The organism is Nostoc commune NIES-4072, assembly GCF_003113895.1.
Lineage (GTDB): Bacteria > Cyanobacteriota > Cyanobacteriia > Cyanobacteriales > Nostocaceae > Nostoc > Nostoc commune.
On record NZ_BDUD01000001.1, the window covers coordinates 5,851,216 to 5,864,900 of the forward strand.

11 protein-coding genes are annotated in these 13,685 nt (G+C 41.7%); 4 read left to right on the plus strand and 7 right to left on the minus strand.

What is annotated here, in order from left to right; all coding sequences use genetic code 11:
- Positions 1–142: 142 nt before the first annotated feature.
- From CDC33_RS26075 to CDC33_RS26095, 6 genes are all read right to left on the minus strand, one after another.
- Positions 143–1,486, minus strand: a complete 1,344-nt coding sequence (locus CDC33_RS26075; protein WP_109011382.1) for a PQQ-dependent sugar dehydrogenase — start codon at positions 1,484–1,486, stop codon at positions 143–145.
- 109 nt (positions 1,487–1,595) lie between these two features.
- Entirely contained in the window at positions 1,596–2,054 is a 459-nt protein-coding gene (locus tag CDC33_RS42000) for an EAL domain-containing protein (RefSeq protein ID WP_439956641.1), read from the minus strand.
- Between the two features lie 94 nt (positions 2,055–2,148).
- Complete coding sequence (locus CDC33_RS39915; RefSeq protein ID WP_219930067.1) at positions 2,149–2,310, minus strand: hypothetical protein; 162 nt, start codon at positions 2,308–2,310, stop codon at positions 2,149–2,151.
- Positions 2,311–2,406: 96 nt separating this feature from the next.
- Positions 2,407–5,202, minus strand: a complete 2,796-nt coding sequence (locus CDC33_RS26085; protein ID WP_109011383.1) for a family 10 glycosylhydrolase — start codon at positions 5,200–5,202, stop codon at positions 2,407–2,409.
- Positions 5,203–5,299: 97 nt separating this feature from the next.
- Complete coding sequence (locus CDC33_RS26090; RefSeq protein ID WP_109012710.1) at positions 5,300–6,640, minus strand: TIGR03279 family radical SAM protein; 1,341 nt, start codon at positions 6,638–6,640, stop codon at positions 5,300–5,302.
- 76 nt (positions 6,641–6,716) lie between these two features.
- A complete protein-coding gene (locus CDC33_RS26095) occupies positions 6,717–7,541 on the minus strand; it encodes an undecaprenyl-diphosphate phosphatase (protein ID WP_109011384.1) in 825 nt (274 codons plus the stop codon).
- Between the two features lie 456 nt (positions 7,542–7,997).
- Between CDC33_RS26095 and CDC33_RS26100 the strand changes: the two genes are divergently transcribed.
- The 3 genes from CDC33_RS26100 (at position 7,998) to nadB (ending at position 11,585) form a co-directional block, all read left to right on the plus strand.
- Positions 7,998–8,777: a DUF3120 domain-containing protein gene (locus tag CDC33_RS26100; protein ID WP_181374133.1), complete on the plus strand. Its 780-nt coding sequence runs from the start codon at positions 7,998–8,000 to the stop codon at positions 8,775–8,777.
- 511 nt (positions 8,778–9,288) lie between these two features.
- Complete coding sequence (gene psbU, locus CDC33_RS26105) at positions 9,289–9,717, plus strand: photosystem II complex extrinsic protein PsbU (RefSeq protein WP_109011385.1); 429 nt, start codon at positions 9,289–9,291, stop codon at positions 9,715–9,717.
- A gap of 191 nt (positions 9,718–9,908) precedes the next feature.
- A complete protein-coding gene (nadB, locus tag CDC33_RS26110) occupies positions 9,909–11,585 on the plus strand; it encodes an L-aspartate oxidase (protein WP_109011386.1) in 1,677 nt (558 codons plus the stop codon).
- Positions 11,586–11,814: 229 nt separating this feature from the next.
- Here nadB and CDC33_RS41395 read toward each other — a convergent pair whose 3' ends face one another.
- Positions 11,815–11,949 (minus strand): hypothetical protein, encoded by a 135-nt coding sequence (locus CDC33_RS41395; protein WP_280524435.1) that lies wholly within the window; start codon positions 11,947–11,949, stop codon positions 11,815–11,817.
- 642 nt (positions 11,950–12,591) lie between these two features.
- On the opposite strand from CDC33_RS41395, the gene CDC33_RS26115 reads away from it, so the two are divergent.
- A complete protein-coding gene (locus CDC33_RS26115; protein WP_109006873.1) occupies positions 12,592–13,419 on the plus strand; it encodes an IS982 family transposase in 828 nt (275 codons plus the stop codon).
- Positions 13,420–13,685: the final 266 nt, after the last annotated feature.

A 13,685-nucleotide genomic window follows, 5' to 3' on the forward strand; every position in this document is an offset into this window, starting at 1 on the left:
TTTTAAGTAATTTACCCTAAACGGGATAAACCTGGATAGGGGAATGCAGCCACAACATTTCTATTGATGACAACTGCTCTAACTTTACTCCAGGCAACAGATCCTATCCGTGAATTTTTAAATGTTTAAATGCGTGAATTTCTTAACCCCCCTTGTACTGAATCCGATAAATCCGATTATTAGCTTCTTCTGTTAGCAGTAGACTGCCATCTGGTAACACGAGTAAACCTACAGGTCGTCCCCAAGTGGTTGGTACAGAAGGATTTAGCAAAAATCCTGTGAGAAAGTCTTCGTAATAGCCAAGCGATCGCCCCTTAGCATCGAAGGGAACAAACACAATTTTATAACCAGTACCGCGATCGCGGTTCCAAGAACCACGAAAAGCAGCAAAAGCCCCATTTCGGTACTTTTCTGGAAACGTTTTACCATCATAAAACTGCAAACCCAATGCTGCTGAGTGTGCTTGGAACAGCACATCTGGCGTTTGGGTACGGGCTGCTAAGTCGGGGCGTTTACTTTTGCCATCCGTCTTTTGACGCGGATCTAGGTTGTTTGGTGTCAGATAAGCATAAGGCCAGCCGTAAAATGCCCCTTGTTTAACACGTGTCAGATAATCTGGAACCAAATCATCACCGATTCCATCGCGTTCGTTGACAGTGGCGTAAAGTTCCTTAGTTACAGGATGAAAGTCTAAACCAACAGGATTACGTAAGCCGGAAGCAAAAGTTTGCTGCTGGGAACCATCCAAATTCATCACCTGTACTGAAGCCCGTGGTAAAGGTTCTTCATCGACATTGGTTCCTGAACCAACAGAAACATATAATTTATTGCCATCGGGCGAGACAACAACATTGCGCGTCCAATGGTTGTTATAACCTTGAGAAGGCAAGTCGGCGATTTTTTCTGCCTTGTCTGTAATTTTATTTTGGCCTTTCTTATAGGGAAAACGAACCACAGCATCTGTATTCCCTAGAAAAAAGGAATTACCTGCAAAAGCCATACCAAAGGGTCTATTGAGTCCGTTGTCCCTACTAGCAAAGGTTTCTCGAACGTCGGCTACACCATCACCGTTGCTGTCACGTAACAGACGAATGCGATTTTGCCCGGTTTCAGTCACCAGGACATCACCACTGGGAGTTAAAGCTAACCAGCGTGGCGCATCTAAACCTTCTGCAAAGACGTTAACTGTAAAGCCTGGTGGTAGGCGCAGCACTGGGTTTTCCGGAATGGGCACAACCTCAGGTCGCTTAGAGGCACTTTCTGTTGCGAAGGGTGCTGGTAAATTTTTCAGATTTATCTGGATGCGCGTAGGTGAAAGTGCTTCAGTCCGAACGGTATCTTTTGACTGTGTAAAATTCTGTGTCAGTTGAGCAGAAGGTACAGGTGTTTCTGGTGTGGGATTATCTGAGGAAGCGCGAGTCTGGTTACAGCCTACTACCAAGGTCAGTAAAAAAACTGGTAGCAACAAACGCGCAAAGACTTTCATGGCAATGTACTGTATGACACAATTTTCTTACTTTAAACTTGAGACTTAATAATTGTCGCCAGTCTAAAGTTCGATTTTTCTGAGTTCAGTCAATTAACTTTTTCAAAGTCTATACTGATTTAATTGACTCCCTCATTCCCAATGCCCAATGCCCACTATTCATGTAGATCAGCCCCACTTCCGGACTTTGCCAGCGCAATAAACTTTCAGCCGCTACTATTTTTCCAGAAGCGATATCCACTATTGGTTGATAATAAATTTCAAACTCTTCAAAATTATGTTGTTTGATAGCCCGGTGTAAACTGATTTCTAATAACTGCATCTTTGGAGACAAATTATTAATTACAGCTTTAGGAGATAAATACCTTTTTAAAGTAGCGTGCTTTTCCAATCTGTTCATGATGGCACTTAATAACCATATATTTATCGCAAATTTTTTACCTAAATAGGTATACATCCTATTTTGAAAATTTTTATTTTTAATCCAATACTTAATATTAACAGTGCAAGAAAAACATTCTAACAACGAATGAAGTTTACTAGCCCAAAAGCTACATATTTTGAGCATTTCCCGCACTTGAACACTCCCGATAGCGACAACTAAGGCGAGCAGGTTCGCCTGTCGTATGTTTAAGTACTATAACGCTTACTAGTAACCATTTCTACTTGAGTACTTGGCTCTCAACTAGAATCTGATGTTCTACCTCAAAGGAACCAACACTAGTGTTACCTCTAGTTTTCTCTATTTTTTCTGCTAGTTCTTGGCAGAGCCTTTTAGCCATGATTAAAATGACAATGTGACCTTGGTTATCTACAACTGGCAATAGATCAAACTGCTAAATTCTCAGTAATATTATTGAGGGTGTGTTTCAAATATCTAACATATCTCATGTCGTGGTTAAGGTATGCGTAACTCTTTACTAAAGACGCAACCGCCGTTCGCCGTAACGTAATAGCCTTTCTATAGTTACAATCCGATTTTCCCAAACCTTGACTTGATAGGAGTTTGACTTCAGTTCTTGGCGCATCAATACCCGAAATTGAGATTGGAATCGAGTTAGAGAGGCTCTTGCCACTAGTAACTTGCTAGGATTCGGGGAAGCAGCAAGCTGATTTAAAGCACTGCCTAAAACTTCTGCCTGGTTGTTAAAATCTAATATTGTCTGAGCCGGTCTTTGTAGTTGGTCATTTTGGAAAACAAATTTCCATTCCCTTTGCAGCGCGGTGTAACGGATGGCGGCAGTTTGAAAAGGCTGACGGTGAGGAATGGGTTCACTTGTTGTAGATTGAATCCTACCTTGAGTGCTACTAAAAAGTTTTTGTAAATCGTTATTAAAATTCTCTGCGGCAAAGAGTGCATAACCACTAACTGGCAAGTCCCTTACCAACTGGAGTTGATCGAATGCTCCAATTGTTGGCAAAGAAAGTAAGCGAATTCCCGGTACTAATAAGGTAGACCCCAATTGTTTAGAGGCAATCCAGGGTTGAGCAAGTCGTTGGAAGCGAGGAGTATCCAGAGCATAAGTCATGGGAACAATTAAATCTACATCCCCCTGCGTTGCCCAAGTTTCCCAGTTTTGTTGAATTTTCTGAATCCGTTCTAATTCTGGCAAAGGAAATACTGCAACCGACAAAATCAAATTCGGTCGCTTTTGTCGCAACTGCTGTGATAATTGGGCAACAAAGCTATCAACTTGCTGGGTACGAAATGTCGTCCACTTTTGCCACAAGTCTGGTTGATTGGGGGAAATATTTATTGGATCTACACCAGTAAGCTGCTGAAATTGCGCTCTTGCAGCTTTGCCATAGCCGTAGGTTCGGCCTGCTAATGGGTCTTGGAAAGGGTAGCGAATGTAGTCTAGCTGTAGACCATCTACGTTATAGCGAGTGACTATTTCCTCATACAGCTTTAGTAAATACTGCCGCACTTCTGGGTTAGCTGGATCGAAGAATGGCTTAGTTTGACCAACGGGAATCATGTTGCCAAGATTATCGTAGTTTGCCCAATCGGGATGAGCCGCCAGCACTGGCCCTGGATAATCAGGATTAAGGTTGAGAATTTGATTGTGACGTTGGTTACCAGCAGCAAAAGTCCAAACCCAAGCATGTAATTCCATGTCTCGCTCATGGGCTAATTTCACTGCATCTGCCAGTGGGTCCCAGCCACGAATTAGTGGGTTTTGCTCTTTTGCAACTTGGCTCGGATAAATGGTGTAGCCAGCATTAACAGTTTCAAAAAAGACAGTATTAATCCCAGCTTGAGCTAGACGATCAAAAATCTGGGCTAATCCTGCCTTGCTACCAGCACGAACAATCGTCCCCCGATCTAACCAAACTGCCCGAATTTCTGGTTGAGCTAGTCTTTGATCAACAGGAAACTGCTGCCACAAAGTCGTTTTAGCTTTCAGCCACTGCTGACGGGCTAAAGCATAGTTTTTTTGGGCAATCAATAGGGGGAAGTTTTTGGCAATTACCTTTACCTGTGCCAAGGCTTGCTCTTTACTCATACCTAGCGCCCCCAGTTTAGTTGAGGCTAATTGCGTAGGTTGCTCCTTGAGAGATTGGGAGCTGTAGGTGTCCAGATGTCTAGAGGACTGTTTAGCTTCAGATGTAACTTCACCAAGATTAGGCGCATTGGCTGACACTGCTAAATTAGCGCTTTCCACCCGACCTATCAGATTTTCTAGCTCTTGCTGGAGAGCGATCGCTTGGTTGTTGTCAATCGGCTCATTAGAGTTAGGTGCAACATCCAGACGAACCGCTTGTTCTAATTGGTCAATAGCCTCTTGAGAACTTGGGGGTTTGACTGTAGGGAGCGGTTTAGATATGGGAGCAGTGGCAGTTTTAGGAGGAGATGAGGGGGATGAACTACTCCTCTGCTCCCCTGCCCCTTGCCCCCTGCTTCCTGCCTCCTGTCCCCTCGGCGCAGCCGCCACCGTTGTCGAGCAGTTTGGGGAACCTCCCGGTACTTTTTTCATGCGATTCGATGGCGGTAGCGCTGTCAAATAGTGATTGAGAGTAGCTTTTAACCAGGCATTATCTAACCCGGCCTCTGTTGCTGTGTCTGTTCCCCAACGCCAGCCCATAAAGGTGGAACGCTCAGTTGTTACTACTGCGGCTGGATTATCTTTGGAATTCCAAACAGCAGGAGATTCACTGCCTATATCATTAGGAATCACAACACCGCCGCGCACTTTGCCAAAGAGTTCAGTTTGATTTGCCCATTCTGAAATATTGGTTTTTGTGGGTTTGATCTGTTCTGTCTCACTGAGGCTGAATCCCCAATAACCTCCCAACAGCGATCGCAATAATTGGCGCACTCCCGGCGCTGACAGACTACCTACAGGGCCACTGGCAATCAGACGCCCTCCCTTACTCATCCATTCTTCCAGAGCGATCGCTTGGGTTGGCGTTAATGTCTCAACATTTGGCAAAAATAATACCCGGCGATCGCCCCAATCTGCCCCACTCCTAACATCAGCTAGGGGAATTACACAATATTTCACCCCTATTGTCTGTAAGCGGTCAGTTATCCCTCTCCATTGATTTGAATTTTCTTGGCTATACACTACGCTCAATACAGGTTCTTCAGTCGTCGCCATTACTGGCAAAATACTAAAACTATTTAAAATTAAAAAGTTAAAACTTAAAATGAAGAATCCGGCTTTTTTTATTTGTAAGTTTGCCTTTTTATGAGATTTTTCCTGATTCTTCACTACTGGCTCCTCAGCGAATTAGTTATAAGGCATTACCTCTTATTTATCATCTAGCATAACCATAAATTACCTCCGAAAAACAACTGATCTTTGACAACTAAACTTGAGCAACATTGAGAATGCATGTTTTAATTAAATCTTCAACTCCTCCTACAGGAAGAATTTTTGTATTTAGTTTGCCAGCTAATTCCTCAATACTCATGTCATCTAAAAACAATAGTTCCCCATTTTTTAACATGATATTCGGTAACAAAATACCATCACCTAAATCTTGACCTTTAAGATTTAAAAGCAAATCATGACCCGTTAATAATCCGGTTACACTGATAGTTTGTCCCCAATAATCACTACATAAAGCACGCATATTGACTTCTAAACCTTCAACAGAATTTAAGCGTTTCAAAATGGGTTGAAATGCTTTTTCTACGGCATTGCCTACTATCCAAGTTAATTTTCTTTGAGGATAAACTTTTGGCGGTAGTAATTCTGCTGCAACGGTGGCAAATTGCTTGATAAATAATTGAATCGAACCAACTCCGTTATCAATTTGGGGATATTCTTCATATTCAGATTCGCTGGGTAATTCTTCACCTGCAATCAAAAACCACTCATCGGCTAACCAAACAACGCTAGAACCAAATTTTTGGCGAAATTGCCCTGAGAGCATTCGCACTTGGGAAATCACTTCTTTGGCTTTTTCCCTAGTTACAGGTATGAGTTCGTCTTCTGGAGGCCGAAACCGAGTTAACCCAACTGGCACAACTGCCACCGATGCCACCGCAGGCACTTCACCAGTATGAAAGGAGGTTAAATCTTTGAGAGTTTGTTCCAGATGTTTGCCATCATTTATACCAGGACAAACAACTACTTGAGCATGAATTTGTAGTCGCCTTTCTTGAAACCACTTGAGTTGTTGCAAGATTTGTCCTGCACGCGGATTTTTCAGCAGTCTAATTCTAACTTCCGGCTCGGTAGCATGAACAGAAACATACAACGGAGACAAGCGCATTTGCTCAATCCGTTGCCATTCTCTTTCTGACAAATTAGTTAGGGTAAGATAAGAACCGTACAAAAAGCTCAGACGGTAATCGTCATCTTTTAAATACAAGCTGGTGCGCTTACCTGGTGGCTGTTGGTCAATAAAGCAAAATGGACAGCGATTGTTGCACTGAATTAAGCCATCAAATAGGGCAGTTTCAAATTCTAGTCCTAAGTCTTGATCGTAATCTTTTTCTATTTCCAGGCTATGAGTTTTACCAGCAGCGTCTAAAACTTCTAGTTCCAAAACTTCATCAGCACATAAAAACTGATAATCAATTAAATCACGGGGACGTGTACCATTGATAGCAACGATCGCATCCCCGGCCTCAAAGCCAATCTCTGCGGCTATTGAGTCTGGAAGAACCTTGGTAATTCGGGCAGGATTAATGGTACTCATTGGGCATGGGGCATTGGGCATGGGGCATTGGGCATTAGTCATTTGCTTTGAACTAATGACTAATGACTATTATGAATTATCCTTTCCATCCGGCTGCGATCGCAGCTAAAATAGCACTGCCGAATGCTAATCTATACCAAACGAAAACTAAAGTGTTTTTGGTTGCTAAATACTTGATTAAGAATGCAATTGATAGGTAGGAAAAAATCAAGGTTGAAATAATCCCTACAATTAATAGTCCAACAATGTTATCTGGCAACTGTTGGGCTTCAAATAACTTGAAGATTTTCAGACTTTTATACAACGTTGCAATGGTAAGAGTTGGAAACCCTAACAAAAACGAGAATTTCGCTGCTGTATCGCGTTCTAATCCTAAAAATAAGGCAGTTGTCAACGTTGAACCAGAACGAGAAACACCTGGAATCAAAGCAAGTGTTTGTCCTAATCCAACTAAAATACCATCTCGAATCTGCAATGAATTAAAATCTCGTTTGCGAGTGCCAATTTTCTCTGCCAAAGCTAATAAAAGTGCCATGATGATTGACATGATGGCAATAATTAATGCACTCTCCGGTAGAACGTCTTTCAAAAGAAAGCCGAAAATTAAAGCAGGCATTGTTCCTACTACAATACCGACAAGAATTTTCCACTCCTCACGTTGCCAGTCTTTGTCTTTTAGTGCTTCGATTCCACCTTTGATAATATTAGTAATCAGCGACCAAAAATAGCCCACAATTGCTATAACGCTGCCAAATTGAATTGCATCGACAAAATCTTTAGAACCTAGTTCTTTCCAACCAAATACCTTGGTCACAATCAGAAGATGTGCAGTGCTGCTGATTGGCAAAAACTCTGTAACACCTTGAACAATACCCAAAATAAAAGCTTGAATAAACTCCATCAATTAATACCTTTTTCCTGTTCTAGACATGATTACTTACTGATGGTGATGTTACTTTATATACTTTTTGTGCACCCAATATTGTAGAAAACTCCAGTTTACTAAATCAATAACACCATCCAAGACGCTGACCATGTTCTTACACCCACATCAATAAGTCAACGAAATTTTGGCAATTCATCAAACTTTAATATTTAGCGACTGATGCCATTGACTTTTTACCCGTTATATTTGACTTTTATTTCTCTGTAGTTCTTTGTAAATGCGAACTACAAAGGAGCTTTGTACATAAGGTAACTTGAGTGAATTAGTCTGGTACAGAATGTTTTGTTTGGTTTGCGGCTGCGCTCCCCGAAATTTCAGTATAATTACAATGCACTAGGCAATCCCCCAGGGGGGGATTTTAAAATGTGATATCTTAAATAAAATAAAGTTTAGTAACAAATATTAAAAACTTTGATTAATAATACACTGTCCTCCTACACTGCTTCTATCCCTTCTATTGATACAGAGTTAGATTTAACTGTTACTGGGCACAAGGGTATCAGAGAATTGGAATCTACACTTTCCTTTTCTCCCTCTCTTCCTTTATCTATTTCTGGGCGACAAACTTGGTTAGTGTTTGCGGCGGCGGTGTTTTTGGTAACAGTACCAGTATTTATAGAAGCGCCAATAGTGCGATCGCTACCAAGTCTAAGTTTAGCCCTGACAGCCTTTTGGGTTTGGCTAAGTTTTACTTTAATGTCACGTCCTGCAACTTATGTATGGGGAGATTTGCTCTTAGGGTTTAGCTGGAGTTGGTTAGCAGGAGCGATTTACTGGGGCTGGTTACGTTGGGAACCTGCGTGGCATCTACCAGTAGAGTCTATAGGATTACCCTTTGCTTGCTGGTGTTTGGCGAAGAATTGGGGCAAAGTGGGTAACTGGTTTTATTTAGGTTCTTTACTAGGTACTATCTTAACCGACGTATATTTCTATATAGCAGACTTAATGCCCTATTGGCGGCAAATTATGATAGTAGATGCAGATGTAGCACCGCAAATATTACAAAATGCTCTGATACAAGTACAAACACCTTGGGGACAAAATTGGGCCATAGTTTTGGCCTCAGTTCTGTTGACAGTCGGTGTTTTGCCTTTAATCCGAAAGCAAAGACACTGGTATGCCTTTAGTGGAGCAGTTTTAAGCACGATTTTGGTAGACAGCCTATTTTTGTTAGCTGCGATCGCAGCCTAAAAAATATTAAAAAATTGTGTAATATTAAAACCGAAACTTTTCCAGCCCAGTCTACGGTACATCAAAAATCATGCTGTAGATGATTAATAGGTTAAGAAATATTACATAACAGTCCATCACTATCAACTCATCCTGCTAGGGCTTTTGGTATTAGGTATCAAACTATTTCATCTATGGTTGGGAGCTAGAATCAGCTACACCGAAAAGATTTCGTCTAGTTGGGAATGCTCAGGATCATGGATAGAACCGTATTGCAGCTATGCAGTCACTGTCACCACGATAAAAATTTTTTGCAAAAGTACAGTCAAACCCAGTAACGGCAAATATTGTGGATATTAATACGCTGTATATTAGTTTCTGATGACTGCTGTGTTGATTAAGCTATCAGGTTTTGTCATTTGTCCTTTGTCCTTTGTCCTTGGCGCTCTGATTAATGACTAATGACTCATGACTAATGACTGCTGTTAGCTTAAAACTTTTATTTCTGTTTGATGGAAAGAGGTAGAAAATCGTGAAAGGATTGGCGCGTTTATTAACAGTGTTTAGCTTGTTACTTAGTTGCTGGGGATGGCTGGGAACAACTCAGATAGCCCAAGCTGCTAGTTTCAACAGTTTTGCATTTCCTCAAGTCCCAATTCTGGCAATAGAGCGGCAGAATCGGGCAGATGCGAAGCTAGGAACGGAATTTGGTAAAAAAATTGATTTGAATAATACCAACGTCCGAGCTTTTCAACAGTATCCAGGGCTTTATCCCACCTTGGCTAAGAAAATCATCACAAATGCTCCCTACCAAAAAGTAGAGGATGTATTGGATCTTCCAGGATTGAGCGATCGCCAGAAACAAACCCTGCAAGCCAACTTGGATAAATTCACCGTGACAGAACTAGAACCTGCCTTTAACGAGGGAGACGATCGCTTTAACAACGGCATCTACAGATAACTGCACGTTGCAGCTAATGTAGCAAATAGCAGCCCACTCCTAATTCTAGAGAGTGGGAGTCTTCTATTCAATATAAAGGGGGTACAAGGAAGACAAGGGGTACTAGGAAGACAAAATAAAATTTTTCCTTACCTCCCCTTGCCCCCTGCCCCCTGCCCCTGTTCCCTGCCCCCTGCCCCCTCCCCATTACCTTGTCTCAGATAGATATTCCTAGCCAATTTGATGTCTTAGTAGTCGGCGCTGGTGCTGCTGGACTATACACAGCGCTGTGTCTACCAAATTCCTTGCGAGTCGGCTTGATTACCAAAGAAACTGTTGCTTTATCCGCCAGTGATTGGGCGCAAGGTGGTATTGCCGCAGCAGTTGCCCCGGAAGATTCTCCCACGCTACACATTGAAGATACGATCCGGGCTGGCGCAGGTTTGTGCGATCGCACTGCTGTAGAATTTCTCGCCCGACTTGCGCCTAACTGTATTCAATCCCTAGTTAACTTGGGAGTTGCTTTTGACCGTCATGGTCAAGCCCTGGCTTTAACTTTAGAAGCTGCCCATTCTCGCAACCGCGTTCTCCACGCCGCAGACACCACAGGGAGAGAAGTTACCACCACCCTCGCAGCGCAAGTATTACGTCGCCAGAATATTCAAGTCATTCAGCAAGCTTTGGCTTTGAGTTTGTGGATTGAACCCGAAACTGGTCGCACTCAAGGAATCAGTCTGTTTTATCAAGGTAAAATCACATGGGTAAAGGCTGGTGCTGTAGTATTGGCAACTGGTGGTGGCGGTCAAGTATTTGCCCAAACTACTAATCCGGCTGTAAGTACAGGTGATGGAGTAGCGATCGCATATCGGGCTGGGGCCATCCTCCGCGATTTAGAATTTGTGCAATTTCACCCCACAGCCCTCACTAAACCTGGTGCTGATCGCTTTCTCATTAGCGAAGCTGTACGCGGCGAGGGCGCACACCTTGTCGATAACGAAGGGCGGCGTTTTGCTTTTGACTACCATCCGGCGGGTGAACTCGCACCTAGAGATGTAGTCAGTAGAGCCATTTTCAGCCATTTACAACGTACTGCCGTTGATTTAGCTACTGCCCATGTGTGGTTGGATATGCGCCCCATCCCCGCCGACAAGATTCGTCACCGCTTTCCCAACATCATCAAAGTTTGTCAGCATTGGGGAGTTGATGTCTTCCATGAACCAATTCCTGTGGCCCCTGCTGCCCATTACTGGATGGGTGGCATTGTCGCGGATTTGATGAATCGCACAAACATTCCCGGTTTGTATGCAGTGGGAGAAACCGCTAGTACTGGGGTGCATGGGGCAAACCGCCTTGCCAGTAATTCCCTGCTGGAGTGTATTGTGTTTGGGGCCCAGATGGGCAAAATTGAGTTAGAAAATATTGGGCTGCCGTCAGAAACACCAGTACTACCATTACAGAAATTTAGTGCTGATGCTAGTGAGTGGCAAATCCAGCAAGCACAGCTAGAAGCACTCAGGGAGAAGTTACCACGTTTAGTGTGGGAAAGTGCTGGTATTTGTCGGGAGCAATCAAAGTTAGAAAGTGCGATCGCTACTATTGAATCTTGGCAGCAAGATTTTGCTATCCTGCCTTTAAGTCAATTCTTGCTTGCTTTACGTCCCGCACAACCAGCTAGTTTTGACATACCAGATGTTGAACGGCAATTAAGACTTTGGGCAGAAACCCGCAATTTATTAGATGTCGCCGATTTAATTCTTAAAAGTGCTGCTTTTAGAACCGAAAGCCGAGGTGGGCACTACCGTTTAGATTATCCTCAGCCAGACCCGAATTGGCAAGTTCACGCACTTGTACAAACACATCATTGGTGGAAATCTCCACTATTATCTTGATTAAAGTTTCCCGAACAGGCTTCTAGCAAAGGCTTCTAATTCTTTTTCCTGTAGTCGCAGCGCTTGGACGGGAACGCTCTTAAGTCATTACCATTAGGTGGTGAAAGTGGTCATTTCAGTCCACTTGAGTGGTAGCAGCTCTTAGCCCATAACTTAATGACAATGGCTCAAGTGTAGGGCCAATCTAAAATCCAAAATTCTTATTAGGGATTTCCAGAAATTAAATTATTCAATTTTGGGAGCGACTATGATCGTTAGATTCTTCCTCCCCTGCTTCCCCTGCTTCCCCTGCAACGCCAGCTTGCCAAAGCGATGGGATATTTATTTTTTTATTTGGAAGTCCCTTAGCGGGTGCCGCTACCATGCTGACTGTCGGGGCCACCATAATTTGGTGGGATATACACGTCTCTTAAATTTTGAGAATTGACTTTGCGCGCAATTAAGGTGTCACCGCTAGTAGCGCTTGCAGTATTGAACATACCCGTATAGGTTGCAATTTTCGGTATTAAGATGTAAACACCTATACACAATATTATAAACTTTTTGATTCGGAAGTTAGTCTTCATGGCTTTCAGTAAATTTACTATTTATTAATTTTAAAATGTTTTTATTTATAAACGTATATGTACTTAGATTGGTTAAAAATAACTTTATTAAATTAATTTAATTATTCTTGGCGGTGTACAAGTAATTATGGGCAACGCTTGTAAATTAAGCTTTATCTGCTGTTATTAAATAGTCTATCTACTTAAGTAATATTCTTAATGTGTCATTTTCACATCTGTCCAAAGTTAGATATGTTGATAAATTGCTGGAAGCGTTTTGTCTAAACCAATACTTCTTAATAATATTTTAAGATTTCTAAGTATAAACACTATGTTTATTAGCTAATAGTTCAGAAAAATCTTCAGTAATAACCCAAGTTGCTAGTTACTCTTATGGGCGATCGCTTTGGGACAGTAAAGCAATAAAATGCCCTCCAAGAAGAGAAAATTAGGAGGGCTAAATGCTAAACGAAATAATTTCCATATATGCTATCATAGACGACCTGTTAAAGGCGATTGGGCATAATGAAGATTGTCGTCGAGAGATGAATGACGCAGAAATTATTACAACGGCAATAACATCGGCGATGTTCTTTAATGGTAATCATAGTAAGGCTTGTACCTATATGAAAGAACATAAGTTGATATCTAATATGTTAGAAAAGTCACGATTTAACCGGAGATTACACAGTGTCTCAATGTTAATCAACGACTTGTTTCATCAAGTGGGAATGGCACTGAAGGAAATTAGTGATTCCACTGAATATCTTTTAGACTCGTTCCCAGTGCCCATCTGCGATAACATCCGTATCTTTAATGTAAAAATAATACAGTCGGCGCAGTATAGAGGTTACATCGCATCGAAAAAACGATATTTTTACGGGGTTCGAGTTCAGTTATTAACAACCAAAAATGGTATTCCTGTCGAATTTGTGTTTATGCCTGGTAGTGCCAACGATGTACGTGCTTTAAATGCCTTACCCTTGAATCTACCACCTGGTAGTGAAATTTATGGTGATTCAGCTTACACCGACTACACGATTGAGGATGACTTGGAACAAACAAGTCACATTTCTTTAAAAGTCATGAGGAAAAAGAACTCCAAGCGTCAAGACCAGCCTTGGAATCAATATATTAAACAACATACTCGGCATTATATCGAAACTGTGTTTAGTAGTATCACTTGTGTTTTTCCAAAATCAATACATGCAGTCACTTATCAAGGGTTTTTACTTAAGCTACAAGCATTCATTTTTTCTTTTACTCTTCAACAAGCTTTTATTGAATAAGTAATTTATACAACTAATAGGCATTTAAGTAGCTGAATGCTGGCAACAATGGCATCGGCACGTTGGCGCTAGGCACCAACTTTGTTGTACGCGATCGCATGAATTGAGTGATAACAAGTGCATATCAGTCGATAACCAGCAACTTGGGTTAATACTTACTTGAGTGTATATTAAAAATTTAATTGTAGTAAAGATATATAAAGTTAGAGTAACGGAATTACTATAATATAAGGATTTTGAAAACTATAAACTATAAAATCTAATAA

Coding starts and splice junctions, on each gene's coding strand:
- CDC33_RS26115 (WP_109006873.1), top strand. CDS start 12,592: ATGCTAAACGAAATAATTTCCATATATGCTATCATAGACGACCTGTTA.
- CDC33_RS41395 (WP_280524435.1), bottom strand. CDS start 11,949: ATGGTAGCGGCACCCGCTAAGGGACTTCCAAATAAAAAAATAAATATC.
- CDC33_RS26095 (WP_109011384.1), bottom strand. CDS start 7,541: ATGGAGTTTATTCAAGCTTTTATTTTGGGTATTGTTCAAGGTGTTACA.
- CDC33_RS26090 (WP_109012710.1), bottom strand. CDS start 6,640: ATGAGTACCATTAATCCTGCCCGAATTACCAAGGTTCTTCCAGACTCA.
- CDC33_RS42000 (WP_439956641.1), bottom strand. CDS start 2,054: ATGCTCAAAATATGTAGCTTTTGGGCTAGTAAACTTCATTCGTTGTTA.
- CDC33_RS26075 (WP_109011382.1), bottom strand. CDS start 1,486: ATGAAAGTCTTTGCGCGTTTGTTGCTACCAGTTTTTTTACTGACCTTG.